Raw genomic sequence first — 17,173 nt, forward strand, 5'->3', positions numbered from 1 at the left:
AAACTGAACTGCCTGTTGTCCCGAACCGACATCGCAACCTCTCCGTCATCGCGACAGGAGTGAATCACAATCGTGGGATTTTGCAACGGGCTCCGGCGGGGAGAAGAAATATGCCGTGCCCTCAGCGTGGCAAGGAGTGTGGAGCTTGTTCTTCTCCCCGCCGGGGAGAAGTGCCGGAGCGAAGCGAGGCGATGAGGGGGCGACGCTGCCGCCGCCCCCTCCAGCGCGTCAAACGTAACGATTGACCACGTTTTCGAGATATTCCTGACGACCGGACTTCGGCTCGGGATTGATATCCTCACGCTCCACCAGGGCGGCGATCTCTTCCAGCTTCAGCTCGCCGCGCAGCATCTTCTGGGCTTCAGCCGAATCCCATTTGGCGTAACGCTCCGCAAGCGGCTTCGACAGCGCGCCGTCCTCGATCATCTTCGCCGCCGCCTTCAGGCCGCGGGCGCAGCAATCCATGCCGCCGATATGGCCGATCAGCAGGTCCTGCGGATCGAGCGACTGACGGCGCAGCTTGGAATCGAAGTTGGTGCCGCCGTTCTTGAAACCGCCACCGGCCAGAACATGGTAATAAGCGAGCGCCATTTCCGGCACGTTGTTGGGGAACTGGTCGGTATCCCAGCCCGACTGGTAGTCGTTACGGTTCATGTCGATGGAGCCGAAAATGCCGAAGGCATTGGCCATGGCCAGTTCGTGTTCGAAGGAGTGGCCGGCGAGAATGGCGTGGCCCTGCTCGATATTGACCTTCACTTCCTTTTCCAGACCGTTCTTCTGCAGGAAGGCGTAAACGGTGGCGACGTCGTAGTCATACTGGTGCTTGGTCGGCTCCTGCGGCTTCGGCTCGATCAGGATCGTGCCTTCGAAGCCGATCTTGTATTTATACTCCACCACCAGATTGAGGAAGCGTCCGAGCTGGTCGAGTTCACGCGACAGATCGGTATTGAGCAGGGTCTCGTAACCTTCACGGCCGCCCCACAGAACATAGTTCGCACCGCCGAGCTTCTTGGTGGCGTCCATGCAGGTCTTCACGGTCGCGGCGGAGAAAGCGAAAACATCCGGGTCCGGATTGGTGGCAGCACCCGACATGAAGCGGCGGTTGGAGAAGAGGTTCGCCGTGCCCCACAGAAGCTTCACGCCGGTATCGGCCTGCTTTTGGGCAAAATAATCAACGATCTCATTGAGGTTCTTGGTATTCTCCGCAAAGTTCCGGCCTTCCGGGCGCACATCGGCGTCGTGGAAGCAGTAGAACGGCGAACCGAGCAGCGAGAAGAATTCGAAAGCCACATCCGCCTTCAGTTTCGCCGCCTGCATCGTATCTTCGAACCATGGGCGCAGGAACGTCTGGCCACCGAAGGGGTCGCCGCCCGGCCAGGTGAAGGTGTGCCAATAGGCCACCGCAAAACGCAGGTGATCTTCCATGCGCTTGCCGGCGACGATCTCATCGGGGTTGTAATGACGGAAGGCCAGCGGGTTGGTGCTGTCGGGGCCTTCATATTTGATCTTGGCAATATCGCCGAAGAAACCTGTGCTCATGGTGATCCTCCTTGGTGGGTTTAGATGGTGTTCGGTATAGGTTGGAGGGCGTGGCTCACCCCCCTCTGTCCTGCCGGACATCTCCCCCTCAAGGGGGGAGATCAGCAGGACGCTATCTATCGCTCCATACTCGACCTCGCATGAGGACGAGATGTAGCCGCTTGTCGATCTCCCCCCTTGAGGGGGAGATGCCCGGCAGGGCAGAGGGGGGTGAAGCCGCACACACCGTGTCTCAATGCGAAAGCGCCCGAATAGCCGGATAAAGCGCATGATAGCGCCGGTAAGCCTCCTCATAGGCGCCGGCCAGCGCCGCCACCGGCTCGATGGTCCGCGCCGTTTCCGGCTGCGCGCAAACCGCCACCGGATCGGCCCCGGTCGCGGCGATGAGGCCGAGGCGGGCCGCACCGAAAGCGGCGCCGAAATCGCCCTCGGCCGGAATATCGACGGGCACGCCGAGCGAGGTGGCGATGGAGGCCAGCCAATAGGCCGAGCGCGAGCCGCCGCCGATGGCGGTGACGCGGGAGATGGACGTGCCGGCCGACTTCAGCGCTTCGAGATTGTCACGGATCGCGAAAGTCACGCCTTCCAGCACCGCCTGGGTCAGCGCCTTGCGGTCGCTTTCATGCGAAAGGCCGATGAAGGAACCGCGAATGGCGGCGTCGTTGTGCGGTGTGCGCTCGCCAGAGAGATAGGGCGCGAAGGTGACACCGGTTGGTGCAAGCAGCGTTTCGCCCAGCTCGCCGGTCAGATCGGCGGCGGATTGGCCGGTGAGGCGCGAATACCAGTTCAGCGCATCGGTGGCGGAGAGGATCACGCCCATCTGGTGCCAGGTATTGGGCAGCGCATGGCAAAAGGCGTGCACGGCGCTTTCCGGCTTCGGCAGGTAAGATGCATTGGCGGCAAAAAGAACGCCGGATGTGCCGAGCGAGACGAAGGCGTGGCCTTCCTTCACCGTGCCCATGCCGCAGGCGGAAGCGGCATTGTCTCCCGCGCCGCCGGCAACGATGGTGCGGCCGGAAATGCCCCATTCGGAGCCAAGTTCGGCGCGCAGCACGCCCGCCTCATCCGTGCCTTCCACCAGCGAGGGCATGTGCTTTTCATCCAGCCCGGTGGCGGCAAGAAGCTCGGAAGACCATTTGCGCGCGCCGGTATCGAGCCAGGAGGTGCCGGCGGAATCCGACATTTCGGAGATATAGTCTCCCGTCAGCCACAGACGCAGATAATCCTTCGGCAGCAGGACCTTGGCCACTTTCGCGAAGATTTCAGGTTCGTTCTTCGCCACCCAGGCAAGTTTCGGCGCGGTGAAGCCGGGGAAAACGATATTGCCGGTGATCCTGCGGAAACGCGGATCGGCATCCAGCGCGGCGGCCTCGGCATAAGAGCGCGTGTCGTTCCACAGGATGCAGGGGCGCAGCACCTTGCCATCGGCATCAACTAGCGTTGCGCCATGCATCTGGCCGGAAAGGCCGATGCCCTTGACGGCGGCAAGCTCCTTCGGAAACTTCTGCTTCAGGCTGGCAACGGCGGTTTTGGTCGCGGCAATCCAGTCGGCCGGGTCCTGTTCCGACCAGCCGTGATGCGGGCGCGAAACGTCCAGCGAGCCGTTGGCCGAGCCGATGATTTTCTGATCGCCGTCCATCAGCAGGGCTTTGACGCCGGATGTGCCAAGATCGAGACCGAGATACATGTATTTCTCCATTCCGGCGCGCCATGCGCCGCTTTCAGCTTTTTTATTAAAAAAGTAGACGCATTTCCGGACGGAAAACCGGCGGCCACTTTTCCTGGAAATGCTCTCATCAGGGAAGATTGTCCCTGAGGAATATGTCGATACGGATACGTTCCTGCGCGGCGATGACGGGCTGGCCATCGGCGCGCGCCTTCAAGACGCGGATGGCGCTGCGCACCTCATGGCCGGCATCCTGGTTGAGCACGGCGTCCAGCAGCCCTTCCCGCAGCGCATTGGCGGTGTTTTCCGTCAGTTCATGGGCGATGACCGAAAGCGCTCTTTCGCCCTCTGCCGCGCCAAGCGCCCGGATGAGGCCGCGATTGCCCGCGCCGAGGCTGTAGATGCCTGACAGCTCGGCATTGCCGAGCGCCTTGCGCACCAGCGTCTCGACGGTGAGCGGATCGTCCCTGCCCTCCAGCACCGGCAGTAGCCGCAATTGCGGGAACTCGGATTCGATGACGGCGCGAAATCCTTCCAGACGTTCGCGATGGTCGCGCACCAGCATGGAGCCGGCGACAACCGCGACATCGCCGCCGCGCCCGGAGAGAAAACGTCCCATCAGGCTCGCCGCCGTACGCCCGGCCGCAACGTTGTCCACGCCGGCATAATGATCCCGCCGCGAACCGGAAAGATCGGACACCAGCGTCACCGTGGCGATGCCGTCTTCGGCCAACCGGTCGGCGGCTTCCGCCACATCTTCGGAATCTGTGGCGACGAAGGCGACGCCCGAGGGCTTTTCCCGCCGCGCGACTTCCAGAGCCTCCGTCAGCGCGGAGGCATTGAAGGGCGGCACCTCGATGACGCGGATCGCGGTGCGCTCCAGATGCGCCCGTGCCGCTGCGGCCCGCACTTCGGCGCGCAACGTCGCCATGAAGGAATTGTCATTGCCCGGCAGGATGAAGACCAGCGAATAATTGCGGCCCTTGGCCAGATTGGCGGCCGCGATATCGCGCACATAACCAAGCTCGGCAATGGCCGCCTCCACCCGTGCCCGCGTTGCCGCATGCACGCCGGGGCGCATGTTCAGCACCCGGTCGATGGTGGCGAGACTGACGCCCGCCCGCTCGGCGATGTCGTGAACTGTCGGCTTCATGGCTCCTCCCTCCCCTTGCATATCCAGCTTTGCAGTCGAGGTAAACTGAAAAATGATGTACGTACCTCATATTTCGCGAAAAGCCGGTGTCGGGTTGGTGGCTCTTCGCGAAACGGTGCCGCGCGTTTCTTCTCCCCGAGGGGGAGAAGGTGGCCCGAAGGGTCGGATGAGGGGGCAAGCTCTCCGAATATCTCTACCCTCGCCCCCTCATCCCGCTGCCGCGGACTTCTCCCCGGCGGGGAGAAGAAATATGCCGCCCCCGCTCGCTCCATATTCAAAACAAAAAAAGGGGCCGTCATTTCCGACGGCCCCAGCTCTGCGGTGGATGGGAGGGGATTCTTGTTAGTGCGCCGCGTCTGGCGGCGGCGCTGCCTTGGGTTTCTGGATCAGCACGGTCATGAAGATCAGGCTCGAGAACAACAGTGTCAGCGCGAAGAACACATCCGCGAAGGCCAATATCCATGCCTGCTGCGAGACCATGCCAACCAGTTTCTTGACGGCGACGGACGCGCCATCCAGCCCGTAGGAATCGTAGTTGGCGCCGACACTGTTCAGCCATTCCAGCGCCTGCGGGTTGGAATAGCTCACATGTTCGGCCAGCCGCACATAATGGTCGTCCGTGCGCTGCGACAGCATGGTGTTGATGATGGCAAGACCGACCGCGCCGCCGAGGTTACGGGTAAGGTTGAACAGGCCGGACGCATTGCGGATGCGGGCCGGCGGCAGGGTGCCGAGCGCGATGTTGTTGATCGGCACCATGCACATCATCAGGCCGAAACCGCGCAGGATCTGCGGGATCAGCAGCTCGTAGAAATCCCAGTCGGTCGTCACATGCGTCATGATCCATGTGCCGCAGCCGAAGCTGATGAAGCCGATGGCCATCATCGCCCGCGGATCGAGCTTGGTGGAGACCTTGCCGGCAATCGGCGCGGTGAAGAACATGGCAAGACCGGAGACGAACATGGTCTCGCCGATCATCAGCGCATCGTAACCACGCACCCGGCCGAGATAGAGCGGGTAGAGATAGGTCAGCCCGTATAGCCCGATGCCCATGACGAAGGAGAAAAGCGAGCCGATGGAGAAGTTGCGGTCGGCGAAGGCGCGGATATCGACGACAGGGAATTCCACCTTGAAGGCGCGCCAGAAGAACACGACCGCGCCGATGACCATGGCGACCGTTCCCATGACGATGTGCTCGTCGTTGAACCAGTCCTTGTTGTTGCCCTCTTCAAGCACATATTCCAGCGAGCCGAGGAAGACGGCCATGGAGATCAGCCCCCACCAGTCGAACTTCTTCCACAGCGACTTTTCCGGCTTGTCGAAATCGATCAGGCTCCAGGTGAGGATGGTGACGATGATGCCGGGAATGATGTTGACGAGGAACAGCCAGTGCCAGGAAAAGGCATTGGAGAGATAACCGCCGACCGTTGGGCCGATGGTTGGCGCAAGCGTGGCGACGAGACCGATGATCGGCGAGACGACCGAACGCTTCGAGGGCGGGAAGATCGTGAAGGCGGCGGCAAAGACGGAGGGGATCATGCCGCCGCCGATAAAGCCCTGGATCGCGCGGTAGACGATCATCTGGTCGATATTGGTGGCTGTGGCGCAGAGCGCGCTCGATATGGTGAAGCCGGCCGCGCAGGTGGCAAACAGAACGCGCGTGGAGAGAATGCGCGCCAGCGTGCCCGACAGCGGGATCATGATGACTTCGGCGATCAGATAGGAGGTCTGCACCCAGGCGATCTCATCGGAACCCGCGCCGAGACCCGCCTGGATCTCCGCGAGCGACGCGGAGACAATCTGAATGTCGAGGATGGACATGAACATGCCGAAGACCATCGCGAAAAACGCGATGAGCCTGCGCCTGTCCATCGGGGGATCGGCGGGGATGGACGCCCCGCCCGTACCGACAACCGTAGCCGCCATGATCTTGACCTCAACGGCGCATCAGCGATGCGCCTTACTTGGCTTCCGGGTTAACTTGCGCCGTTCTGGTGCCTTCCGGCGCCGTGCGGGTATCGACATCGACAACGACGCTGAGGCCCGCGCGCAGATTGTGCTTTGCAAGGTCTTCCTTTGAGAAGACGATACGAACCGGCACGCGCTGGATGACCTTGGTGAAGTTGCCGGTCGCATTTTCCGGCGGCAGCATGGAGAAGACCGAGCCCGAGCCGGGCGAAATCGACTGCACCGTGCCCTCGATCGTCGCGTCGTCAAAGGCGTCGACATGCACGCGCACCTTCGAACCGGGCACGACGCGCGCAAGCTGCGTCTCCTTGAAATTGGCGTCGATATAAAGCTCGTTCATCGGCACCAGCGAAGCCAGACGCTTGCCGACCGAAACCAGATCGCCGTTCTGAACCGCCAGATTTCCGATGACGCCGTCATAAGGCGCCTTCAGAACAGTGAAGGAAAGATCGCGGGCGGCCTTGTCGCGGGAAAGCTGCAGCGAACGGATCGTGCTTTCGGCTTCCTCGCGCTGGGCGCGCAGGAGTTCCACATTGGCCTTGGCCGACGAGATGGCGGCATCGCCGGCCACGACATTCGCCTTGGCCTGATCGAGCGCGACCTGCGCATTGTCGGAAGCGGCAACCGTGCCGACATCCTTCGCCTGCAGCTCGCTGGCGCGCTTCTGGGTGATTTCGGCACCGCGAAGGGCGGCATCCAGCGCACCCTTCTGGGCGACGGCCTGCTCCAGCGAAGCTTCGCCGCCGACGATCTGCGCATCGATGCGCTTCAGTGACAGTTGCTCGGTGCGAATCTGGGCTTCGGCCTGATCGAGCGCGATGCGATAATCGCCGTCGTCCAGCGTCACCAGCGGATCGCCCGCCTTGACTTCCTGGTTCTCGACCACGTTCACCTTGGCGACATAGCCCGAAACCTTCGGTGCGATGACGGCGATATCCCCTTCTATATAGGCGTCGTCCGTCGACACCATGAAGCGGCCGTCGACCCACCAGTTGTAACCGTACCAGCCGGCGCCGGCGAGAAGGGCAACCGCGATGACCGGCAGAAGCTTCGAACGCTTCTTCTGCTTCGGCGCCGCAATGGTCTGGGGCTGCTGCGGCGGCGCGGCCTCGGCCGGCTTTGCCGGAGAGGTCTCGGCCTTGGCGGAGATATCCGCCTCTTCCGCATCGTTGACGGCGCGAACCGCATTATTCTTCTGGGCCGACATGGGAGCTTACCGTGATAAATTGAAGAAAGTTTTTCGAACTGAACCGTTCGGTTCGATTGACATAATCTCTTTCCTGACACATATCAAGTGTTATCGAACCGATTGGTTCGACGTTCGGTTAATTTTTTTTACGCCATTGCGATGCTAAGAGACGGTAGCGATGGCAGGTGAAGACAGGGATATGGAGACGGAAACGGAAACGGGCTGTCCGGGCAATGCCGCCGGGCGTTTTGCGGCGGGTGAAGACCCGGCCAAACGCGAGCAGATTCTGGCGGGCGCCTGGCGTGTGTTCAAGCGCAAGGGTTTCGACGCGGCCAGCATGAACGACATCACGCGCGAAGCGGGCGTTTCCAAAGGCACGATCTACGTCTATTTCTCCAACAAGGAGGATCTGTTCGTTGCGCTCGTCGACCATCACCGCAACGAATTCGCCACCTCCATGCGCCATATTCTCGAGGGCACCGAGGAGGTGCGCGAGGGGCTGGAACAGTTCGGCAAGGCCTTTGCCAACAAGATGATCTGTTCGGACATGATCCCTGCCATGCGTTCGGTGCTCGGCGTCATCGATCGCATGCCGAAACTGGCACAGCGCTTTTTCCTGTCGGCTCCGAACAATGTGCGCACCGTGCTCCTGGACTTCATCGAACATCAGGTCGAGATCGGCCATCTGAAAGTGGATGACCCTGAGTTGGCCGCCCGGCAATATATCGAGCTTTCCACCGGCACCTTCTTCAAGCTGCGGCTGTTCGGCGAACTGGAAGGCCCGGTTCCCGACGAGGAACTGGACCGGGTTATCAGCAGCGCCATCAACGTATTCATGGCGGCTTACGGAACAGACAAGGCCTGAGATCATTCAGCAACGGCGTGAACGCCAATACGCGGCCTGCGCGAAGTTTCGATGAAATCTTGCGCCCCGGAGCCATCAACTCCTTGTTTCTCGCGTATTGCGCTATAAATTCCACCCACCGAATGTTTCGGCTGGCCTTGTTGCTGAAAGGAAAACCTACCTGATGGAGTCCATTCTCCCTCTTCTATCTGACCCCGCCGCCTGGGTGGCGCTCGTCACACTGATCGTCATGGAGGTCGTGCTCGGCATCGACAACCTGATCTTCATCTCCATCCTCACCAACAAGCTGCCGCCCGAACAGCGCGAAAAAGCCCGCAAGATCGGTATAGGCCTTGCGCTCGTCATGCGCCTCGGCCTGCTCGGCACCGTCGCATGGATCGTGCAGCTCACCACGCCGGTTTTCGAAGCCTTCGGCCACCCCTTCTCGTGGAAAGACATGATCCTCATAGCGGGTGGTCTCTTCCTGGTATGGAAGGCGACCAAGGAAATTCACCACAATGTCGACCCGGAAGATCACAAGGAAGACATGGTGGGTGGCCCGGCCGCGATGAATTTCGGCGCCGCCATCGGCCAGATCCTGTTGCTCGACCTTGTTTTCTCTGTAGACAGCATCATCACCGCCGTCGGCATGACGCCGCATCTGCCGATCATGATCGTCGCCGTCGTCGTTGCCGTCACCGTCATGCTGCTCGCCGCAACGCCGCTTGCCAACTTCATCGAGCGCAACCCCACCATCGTCATGCTGGCGCTCGCCTTCCTGATGATGATCGGCACGACGCTGATCGCCGAAGGCATGGGCTTCCATGTTCCGAAGGGCTACGTCTATGCCGCCATGGCGTTCTCGGCGCTGGTGGAACTGCTCAACATGCTGGCCCGCAATGCGAGGCAGCGCAAAAAGGCGGAGGCGGCAGGCGATACGCACTAACGGCATCTCGCCACCGTCATTCCGGCCTTGAGCCGGAATCCAGCCAGCCCAAGTCATTGGGCTGAAAGGACTCTTCTCGCCGCGCAGACGCGCGGCGGCTGGATACCGGATCAAGTCCGGTATGACGGAAATAATTTCGCCTCTTGCCAAAACTAATGACCTTTGCGCATGCTTTTCTCATGCGCCAAGGTTACGTTTATATTCTTGCATCCAAAAGAAACGGGACGCTCTATACTGGCGTAACAAGCGACCTTTCTCACCGTTTATATGAATATCAGAACAACCTGACCCCCGGATTCACAACGCGTTATGGCGTTAAGACGCTTGTGTGGTTCTCGTCACGGACGCAATTGCGAGAGAAAAGACGATAAAAAACTGGCCGCGGGCATGGAAGATCAAGTTGATTGAAGATCTCAATCCAGCCTGGGACGACATTGCCCATTTTCTTCTCTGACGATGCCTCCGCTCCGTCATGCCGGCTCACGGCCGGTATGACGAAGAGATAGGAATGACATCCAGCCCGGAACCGCTTCACCCCGGCTTGCGTTCTTCGATATCCTCATCGATAGAGTCATTCCCGCCGACTCTCCTTCGAAAGCATAAGCCAGCATGACGACAGACCAGATTCTCGCCTTCACCGTCATCGCCGGCATGATGGTCGCGTTCATCTGGGACAGGCTGCGTTACGATGTCGTCGCCTGCAGTGCGCTGCTTGTGGCCGTCGCGCTCGGCGTCGTGCCTTTCGAAAAAGCTTTTTCCGGTTTTTCGGACGATATCGTCATCATCGTCGGCAGCGCGCTGGTGGTCAGCTCGGCCGTGGCGAGGTCGGGCATCGTCGATATGACGATCAAGAAATATTTCCCCGAAATGCACTCCAAGAGCCTGCAGCTCGCCTTCCTGATGATCGTCGTCGCCGTCATGTCGGCCTTTATCAAGAATATCGGCGCGCTCGCCATCATGATGCCGGTCGCCTTCCAGTTCGCCCGCAAATCCGGCAGCCCGGTCTCCTATTATCTGATGCCCATGGCGTTTGCCGCCCTGCTGGGCGGGCTGATGACGCAGATCGGCACCTCGCCCAACATCGTCGTGTCGCGGCTGCGCGAGGAAATGACCGGGCAGAGTTTTTCGATGTTCGACTTCACACCCGTCGGCGCGGGGCTTACCGTCATCGGCATCATCTTCCTGACCTTCGGTTACCGGCTGCTGCCGGTGCGCAACCGCCAGCAGGCGTCGGTGGAGGATATTCTCGACCAGTCCGCCTATACCGCTGAAGCCACCCTGCCCGCCGACAGCACCCATGCGGAGAAGCCGCTGCGCGAATTGCTGAAACAGGCCGACGGCGATGTGATCGCCAGCACCATCCTGCGCGGGCCGCGGCGCATCTCCCCCTTCCCCGACGTGACGCTGAAGGCGGGTGACACGATTCTCCTCGAAGGCAGCCCGGAGGGGCTGGACCGCATCGTCTCGCAGGCGAAGCTTCTGCTTTCCGGCAAGCCGCTGATGGAAAACGGCCAAAAAACCGCAGATCTCATTTCCATGGAAGCGGTGATCAGCAATGAATCGGTTCTGAACGGCATTTCGGCGCGTGAACTCGCGCTGTCCTATACGCGTGGCGTCAATCTGATCGCCGTCAGCCGGCGCGGCCAACGCGTCAGCCAGCGGCTCTCCGAGCTGACATTGCAGGCGGGCGACGTCATTCTTTTGCAGGGCAGCCGCAAGAACCTGCCGCAGGTATTGCAGGAATTTTCGCTCTTGCCGCTGGCGCAGCGGGAAATCCTGCTGGGCGTGCAGCGCCGCGCGCTTCTGCCCGTCATCGTGCTCGCCGCCGCCATGATCGCCGCCGGCAGCGGGCTGGTGCCGGTCTCCGTCGCCTTTTTCGCCGCTGCCTTCATGATGATCGTGGTCGGCGCCATCCCGCTCACCGAGGTCTATAAATCCATCGACGGGCCGATCCTCGTCATGCTCGCCGCCCTTATTCCCGTCAGCGACTCGCTCCGCACCAGCGGGGCGAGCGAACTGATCGCCGCCTGGCTCGGTCATGCCGCGCAGGGATTGCCGCCCTTTGCGGCGCTTGGCATGATCCTGCTCACCGCCATGGCAGTGACGCCCTTTCTCAACAATGCCGCCACCGTGCTGGTCATGGCCCCCATCGCCGCCGGTTTCGCCACCACACTCGGTTTCCGGCCGGAGGCCTTTCTGATGGCGGTGGCTATCGGCGCCGGCTGCGATTTCCTCACACCCATCGGCCACCAGTGCAATACGCTGGTCATGGGCCCCGGCGGTTATCGCTTCAGCGACTATCCGCGCCTTGGCCTGCCGCTGTCGATCATGATCGTCATCGCCAGCATTCCCATGCTGCTTTACGTCTGGCCAGTGAACTAGGGCTCTCAGCTGGGACGCTGAACCAGCGCGGGCTTCGTATTTCCTTGACGCCTGCGGTAGAATATGGCCTAAGCCGAAGCCGAACGGGAATGTGCAAAAGGCGCTTTCATTGCGTCTTCCAACATGATTTCCTGCCGCATCCAAACGAAAACATCGTGACAGACGGGTGAACCGCCCCGATGTCACTGCCACGTCACGACGAGTGAATTTCATGACCACTTCCGGCGTTCGCGTCCGCATCGCACCTTCCCCCACCGGCGAGCCGCATGTCGGCACCGCCTATATCGCGCTGTTCAACTATCTCTTCGCCAAGAAACATGGCGGTGAGTTCATCCTGCGCATCGAGGATACCGACGCCACCCGCTCGACCCTCGAATATGAGCAGAAGGTGCTGGAAGCGCTGCGCTGGACCGGGCTGACCTGGTCGGAAGGCCCGGATGTCGGCGGCCCTTACGGTCCCTACCGCCAGTCCGAGCGCAAGGCCATGTATTGGCCCTATGCCGAAGAGCTGCTGGAAAAAGGCCATGCCTTCCGCTGTTTCTGCACGCCCGAGCGGCTGGAAGAAATGCGCGAGGCCCAGCGCGCCGCCGGCAAGCCGCCGAAATATGATGGCCATTGCCTCAACCTGAAGGCCGAGGAAGTGACCGCGCGCGTTGCCGCCGGTGAAGCCAACGTCGTGCGCATGAAAATCCCGGCCGAAGGCTCGTGCGATTTCCATGACGGCGTTTATGGCGATGTATCGATCCCGTGGGATTCGGTCGATATGCAGGTGCTGATCAAGGCCGACGGCATGCCGACCTATCACATGGCCAACGTCATCGACGACCATCTAATGAAGATCACCCATGTGGCGCGCGGCGAAGAGTGGCTGGCCTCCGTGCCCAAGCACATTCTGCTTTACCGTTATTTCGGCTGGGACCAGCCCACGTTCATGCATCTTTCGCTGATGCGCAACGCCGACAAGTCGAAGCTTTCCAAGCGCAAGAACCCGACCTCGATCTCCTATTATTCCGCGCTCGGTTACCTGCCGGAAGCGCTGATGAACTTCCTTGGCCTGTTCTTCATCCAGATCGCCGAAGGCGAAGAACTTCTGACCATGGACGAGCTGGCGGCGAAGTTCGACCCGGAAGCGCTTTCCAAGGCCGGCGCCATCTTCGACATTCAGAAGCTGGACTGGCTGAACGGCCGCTGGCTGCGCGAAAAGCTTTCGCCGGAAGAGTTCATTGCCCGCACACTGGAATGGGCGATGGAGAATTCCCGCCTGACTGAGGGCCTGAAGCTTGCGCAGAGCCGCGTTTCCAAACTCGGCGAGCTGCCGAACCTTGCCGGCTTCCTGCTCGCAAGCGATGCTGGCCTCACACCCGCTTCCTTTGCCGGTCTGAAGAGCAAGCCGGAGGAAATCCACGAAATCCTCACCACGGTTGCAGCAGACCTCGAAAAGATGCCTGACTGGAACGTGGAAGCGATAGAGGCCGAGCTGCGCGATGTCGCCGAACGCACCGGCAAGAAACTGCGCGTCGTGACGCCGCCGCTGTTTGTGGCCATGTCCGGTTCCTCGCGCTCGCTGCCGCTGTTTGACTCGATGGCGCTGCTCGGCCGCTCCGTCGTGCGCCAGCGCCTGAAGGCTGCGATTACCGTTGTGGCCACGATGGTGGGCAGCGGAAGCTGATAGTTATGTGCTGGCGGTGACGGCAGCATTCTGAATATACCCCTCTGCTCGGGGTACCCCCCTCTGCCCTGCCGGGCATCTCCCCCTCAAGGGGGGAGATCGACAAGCGGCTGACACCTTGCCCATGGAACGGGCGGGCGCGGCATCTGATCTCCCCCCTTGAGGGGGAGATGTCCGGCAGGACAGAGGGGGGTAAGCCCGGAGCGCACAGGGTAACCGCAACGAACAAAGCCGCTGAAGGCGAATACGATGAACGACAAGACGACCGAAACCACCGCCCTCTCCTCCGACGCCACCGAAGTGCGCCGCCAGAAGCTTGCGCTGCTGCGCGAGCAGATCGGCGATGTCTATCCGGCGCATTTCCACCGCACGCTGACCAATGCGGAGCTGGCGGAAAAATATGCCGATATCGAAGCCGACGTCGAAACCGGCGATACGGTGACGGTGGCGGGTCGCGTTTATTCCTCGCGCAATTCCGGCATGTTCATGGACATCCATGACGCCTCGGGCAAGGTGCAGATCTTCTCCCACAAGGATACGACGCCGGAAGCGGCGCGCAACCTTTTGCCGATGATCGATATCGGCGACATCATCGGCGTGACCGGCAAGGTGCGCCGCACCAAGCGCGGCGAGCTGACGATCAACGCCGAAGAAATCACCATGCTGACGAAGTCGCTGCTGCCGATGCCGGAAAAGTGGCACGGCGTCTCCGACATCGAGCTGCGTTACCGCAAGCGCCACCTCGACATTCTCTCCAACGAGGAATCCAAGCTGCGCTTCCTGCAGCGCTCGAAGATCCTCTCCGGCATTCGCCGTTTCATGGAGGCCGAAGGCTTCCTCGAAGTGGAAACACCGATGCTGCAGACCATCTATGGCGGCGCGACGGCCGATCCGTTCAAGACCTTCCACAATACGCTGAAGATGGACATGTATCTGCGCATCGCGCCGGAACTGTTCCTGAAGCGCACGCTGGTTTCGGGCCTCACCGACAAGGTGTTCGAAATCAACCGCAACTTCCGCAACGAAGGCGTCTCCACAAGGCACAATCCTGAATTCACCATGATGGAGTGCTACTGGGCCTATGCCGACTACGAAGACATCATGGGTCTCGTGGAGCGGCTGTTCGAGACGCTGGCGATTGCCCTTCACGGCACGACCGAAGTGGAATTCCAGGGCCAGACGATTTCCTTCAAGGGCCCGTTCAAGCGCGTGCCGATGCCTGATGCGGTGAAGGAAGCAACCGGTATCGACTTCCTCGCCATCAAGACCGACGAAGAAGCCCGCGCCGCCGCCAAGGCTGCCGGCTTCGCCGTCGAGAAGGATTGGACCTGGGGCGAATGCCTTGCCTTCATCTTCGAAGAGAAGGTCGAAGGCACACTGATCCAGCCGAGCCACGTCACGCACTTCCCGAAAGACATCTCGCCCTTCGCCAAGGAAGTGCCGGGCGAACCGCGCCTCGTCGAGCGTTTCGAAAGCTATTGCAACGCCTGGGAAGTGGGCAACGCCTTCTCCGAACTCAACGATCCGGAAGAACAGCGCCGCCGCATGGTGGAGCAGCTGGAACAGGCGCACGCCCGCGGCGAAAAGGACAAGCAGCTGGACGACGAGTTCCTCGACGCCATCGACCAGGGCATGCCGCCCGCCGGCGGCCTCGGCATCGGCGTCGACCGCCTGATCATGCTGCTCACCAACGCCCCGTCGATCCGCGACGTGATCCTCTTCCCGGCCCGCCGCAACAAGGCGGACTGATCGGACGAAACCCAGGGCGGCCTCACGGCCGCCTTCCGCGCCCCGATTTTCTCGCTGGTGGGGAGGGGCGTATTTTCTTGACGTCGGAGAGTGTGGCGAGGTTTCGCCCGTCTGTCTGCCGGTTTTCCTCTCCAGAGATAGTCGCCCGCAAGTAATCATCCGGCTTTCAGCGAACGGATCGCGCAAGTTTATTTAACTTTTAGTAGAATATACTGGCGACCGCACCTCAACTTGTGATACCCATTCTCCATCATTCGCATTGTGTTTGACGGCTTTCGATCAGGAGCCGCCGGGGGGAAATACGCATGCCCGAGAATGAGCTTCCCAAATACCAGCCCGATATGTTTGCCGCACCTGAAAAGGAATGCGACGTGGTGATGAAAGGCGGCATCACCTCCGGCGTCGTTTATCCCTATGCGGTTCTGGAACTAGCGCGCCGGTATCGCTTCCACTCGATAGGCGGCACATCGGCGGGGGCGATTGCCGCCGCCTTTGCGGCGGCGGCGGAATATTCCCGCACGGTCAGAAACGATCCGAATGGCTTCACCCGCCTGCAGGCTCATTGCGACACGATACCCACCATTCTGGACAGGCTTTTCCAGCCCCAGCGCCGTTTTCGCCCGCTGATGCGTTACCTGCTGTGGGCGCAGGCCGGCGGCTGGCCGGGCAAGGTCCTGGGCTTGCTCCTTGCTTTTCCGCTGGCAGCCATAGTTGGCATTGTCATCGGCGCCGGCGCCTTGTGGGTTCTGGGCGGCGGTTGGGCCGGGTCGGTTCTCGGGGGATTGGTGGGAATGCTGGCCGGCATCCTCGGCCAGATCCTGTGGTTGGTTTTCTACCGGTTGCCAAGAGACGGCTTCGGTTTCTGCTCGGGACTGACGGTTTCCGATGCCGAGGTTCCGGGCCTGACGGAATGGCTTCATGCATCGATCCAGGACATCGCTTTCGGCAGCGACGCAGCAACCGCGCCACCGCTGACCTTCGGCGATCTCATCGGCGCGGAGCCGGAGAAGCCGGTCATCAACCTGAAGATGGTGACGACGAACCTGTCGATGCGGCGGCCGCACACGCTTCCGACCACCAGTCTCATGGTGGCTTACGACCCGACGGAATGGAGCCAGCTCTTTCCCGCGGCCGTGATGAACTGGCTGAAGCAGGTCGCAACACCGGGCGGCCCCTTTCCCGAACTCAAGGCTTTTCCGGAGCCCGCCCAGTTGCCGGTCATCATCGCAACGCGCATGAGCCTGAGCTTCCCGGTGCTGTTCAAGGCCATTCCGGCCTATACCAACGATCGCGGCACGCTGGATATCGTGCAGCGTCTCGGCGGCAAAGCGCGGCCCGTCATGAAGGCGAAAATCTGGTTCTCCGATGGCGGCATCAGCAGCAACTTCCCCATTCATCTTTTCGATGCCCTGCTTCCGTCGCGTCCCACTTTCGCGCTTAGCCTCGATGAATTGCCGAAATCCATCGCCAGCAGCGGTAAGCGCGTCACGATCCCGCAGGCGGCCGGCGAAGGGATCGGCGTGCCCGTTCACAAGATGGAAAAAATGAGCGGCTTTCTCGGCAGCATCCTCAGCTCGGCGAAGGACTGGCAGGATCAGTCGCTCGCCACCATGCCGGGCCAAAGAGAACGCATCGCCCGCGTTTTCCTCAACGAGGAGGAAGGCGGGCTGAACCTCACCATGCCGCCGGAACGCTCTGCGAAGCTGATGAGCTACGGCCTCGAGGTCGGGTCGCTCTTCGCCAATGGCGCGCTGGATTTCGACGAGCATCGCTGGCGACGGACGCTCGTTGCCTATGATCGGCTGGAAGACACGGTGTTTGCGACTGAGCGGCTGTGGAACGAAGGCAAATATCAGGACTGGCTGACGGGCTATATCGACGAGATCGAGAGCTACGAAGCCGTGACAAAGGGCGATAGGGAAAAGCTGATCGCCCGCATTGCCGCCTTTGCCGCCCTGTCGCAGAGTTTCTCTCCGGCAATCGTCAACAAACGGAAGAAATTTCCAAATCCGGCTGGCCGACTTCGGATCGGGCCGGATATCTGACACGTCAGATGCGAGCCACGGAA

The 17,173-nt window shown here is 61.1% G+C and carries 11 protein-coding genes and 1 pseudogene; 7 read left to right on the forward strand and 5 right to left on the reverse strand.

Annotated elements, in window-relative coordinates:
* Positions 1–228 precede the first annotated feature (228 nt).
* The 5 genes from xylA to PIB16_RS25360 all read right to left on the reverse strand — a co-directional run bounded on the left by xylA (position 229) and on the right by PIB16_RS25360 (position 7,533).
* Positions 229–1,539 carry a xylose isomerase gene (gene xylA, locus PIB16_RS25340; RefSeq protein ID WP_065656360.1) on the reverse strand — a complete coding sequence of 437 codons (1,311 nt, stop codon included), beginning with the start codon at positions 1,537–1,539 and terminating at the stop codon, positions 229–231.
* 232 nt (positions 1,540–1,771) lie between these two features.
* A complete protein-coding gene (xylB, locus tag PIB16_RS25345; protein WP_271046599.1) occupies positions 1,772–3,226 on the reverse strand; it encodes a xylulokinase in 1,455 nt (484 codons plus the stop codon).
* Between the two features lie 109 nt (positions 3,227–3,335).
* Positions 3,336–4,358 (reverse strand): LacI family DNA-binding transcriptional regulator, encoded by a 1,023-nt coding sequence (locus PIB16_RS25350; protein WP_271046590.1) that lies wholly within the window; start codon positions 4,356–4,358, stop codon positions 3,336–3,338.
* A 342-nt stretch (positions 4,359–4,700) separates the two neighbouring features.
* Positions 4,701–6,284: a DHA2 family efflux MFS transporter permease subunit gene (locus PIB16_RS25355; RefSeq protein WP_003520997.1), complete on the reverse strand. Its 1,584-nt coding sequence runs from the start codon at positions 6,282–6,284 to the stop codon at positions 4,701–4,703.
* 34 nt (positions 6,285–6,318) lie between these two features.
* Positions 6,319–7,533, reverse strand: a complete 1,215-nt coding sequence (locus tag PIB16_RS25360) for an HlyD family secretion protein (protein WP_220319263.1) — start codon at positions 7,531–7,533, stop codon at positions 6,319–6,321.
* Between the two features lie 160 nt (positions 7,534–7,693).
* Here PIB16_RS25360 and PIB16_RS25365 point away from each other — a divergent pair, with 160 nt between their 5' ends.
* The 7 genes and pseudogenes from PIB16_RS25365 (at position 7,694) to PIB16_RS25395 (ending at position 17,150) form a co-directional block, all read left to right on the forward strand.
* Complete coding sequence (locus PIB16_RS25365; protein WP_065656355.1) at positions 7,694–8,380, forward strand: TetR/AcrR family transcriptional regulator; 687 nt, start codon at positions 7,694–7,696, stop codon at positions 8,378–8,380.
* A 163-nt stretch (positions 8,381–8,543) separates the two neighbouring features.
* Positions 8,544–9,305, forward strand: a complete 762-nt coding sequence (locus PIB16_RS25370) for a TerC family protein (protein ID WP_080857901.1) — start codon at positions 8,544–8,546, stop codon at positions 9,303–9,305.
* 179 nt (positions 9,306–9,484) lie between these two features.
* Positions 9,485–9,759 (forward strand): annotated as a pseudogene (locus PIB16_RS25375) (GIY-YIG nuclease family protein).
* A gap of 155 nt (positions 9,760–9,914) precedes the next feature.
* Positions 9,915–11,687: an SLC13 family permease gene (locus tag PIB16_RS25380; protein ID WP_065656353.1), complete on the forward strand. Its 1,773-nt coding sequence runs from the start codon at positions 9,915–9,917 to the stop codon at positions 11,685–11,687.
* A gap of 211 nt (positions 11,688–11,898) precedes the next feature.
* A complete protein-coding gene (gene gltX, locus PIB16_RS25385) occupies positions 11,899–13,356 on the forward strand; it encodes a glutamate--tRNA ligase (RefSeq protein ID WP_104680272.1) in 1,458 nt (485 codons plus the stop codon).
* Positions 13,357–13,605: 249 nt separating this feature from the next.
* Positions 13,606–15,105, forward strand: a complete 1,500-nt coding sequence (gene lysS / locus PIB16_RS25390) for a lysine--tRNA ligase (protein WP_059759522.1) — start codon at positions 13,606–13,608, stop codon at positions 15,103–15,105.
* 305 nt (positions 15,106–15,410) lie between these two features.
* The gene (locus PIB16_RS25395; RefSeq protein ID WP_271046591.1) at positions 15,411–17,150 is read left to right on the forward strand and encodes a patatin-like phospholipase family protein; all 1,740 of its coding nucleotides are present in this window, start codon (positions 15,411–15,413) and stop codon (positions 17,148–17,150) included.
* The last annotated feature ends 23 nt before the right edge of the window (positions 17,151–17,173 follow it).

The organism is Agrobacterium sp. ST15.13.015 (assembly GCF_027871645.1).
In the GTDB taxonomy this organism is placed as follows: Bacteria; Pseudomonadota; Alphaproteobacteria; order Rhizobiales; family Rhizobiaceae; genus Agrobacterium; species Agrobacterium leguminum.

Bases quoted from the DNA above. Each gene is read 5' to 3' on its own strand.
- xylA (WP_065656360.1), bottom strand. From the start codon at position 1,539: ATGAGCACAGGTTTCTTCGGCGATATTGCCAAGATCAAATATGAAGGC.
- xylB (WP_271046599.1), bottom strand. From the start codon at position 3,226: ATGTATCTCGGTCTCGATCTTGGCACATCCGGCGTCAAAGCCCTGCTG.
- PIB16_RS25350 (WP_271046590.1), bottom strand. From the start codon at position 4,358: ATGAAGCCGACAGTTCACGACATCGCCGAGCGGGCGGGCGTCAGTCTC.
- PIB16_RS25355 (WP_003520997.1), bottom strand. From the start codon at position 6,284: ATGGCGGCTACGGTTGTCGGTACGGGCGGGGCGTCCATCCCCGCCGAT.
- PIB16_RS25360 (WP_220319263.1), bottom strand. From the start codon at position 7,533: ATGTCGGCCCAGAAGAATAATGCGGTTCGCGCCGTCAACGATGCGGAA.
- PIB16_RS25365 (WP_065656355.1), top strand. From the start codon at position 7,694: ATGGCAGGTGAAGACAGGGATATGGAGACGGAAACGGAAACGGGCTGT.
- PIB16_RS25370 (WP_080857901.1), top strand. From the start codon at position 8,544: ATGGAGTCCATTCTCCCTCTTCTATCTGACCCCGCCGCCTGGGTGGCG.
- PIB16_RS25380 (WP_065656353.1), top strand. From the start codon at position 9,915: ATGACGACAGACCAGATTCTCGCCTTCACCGTCATCGCCGGCATGATG.
- gltX (WP_104680272.1), top strand. From the start codon at position 11,899: ATGACCACTTCCGGCGTTCGCGTCCGCATCGCACCTTCCCCCACCGGC.
- lysS (WP_059759522.1), top strand. From the start codon at position 13,606: ATGAACGACAAGACGACCGAAACCACCGCCCTCTCCTCCGACGCCACC.
- PIB16_RS25395 (WP_271046591.1), top strand. From the start codon at position 15,411: ATGCCCGAGAATGAGCTTCCCAAATACCAGCCCGATATGTTTGCCGCA.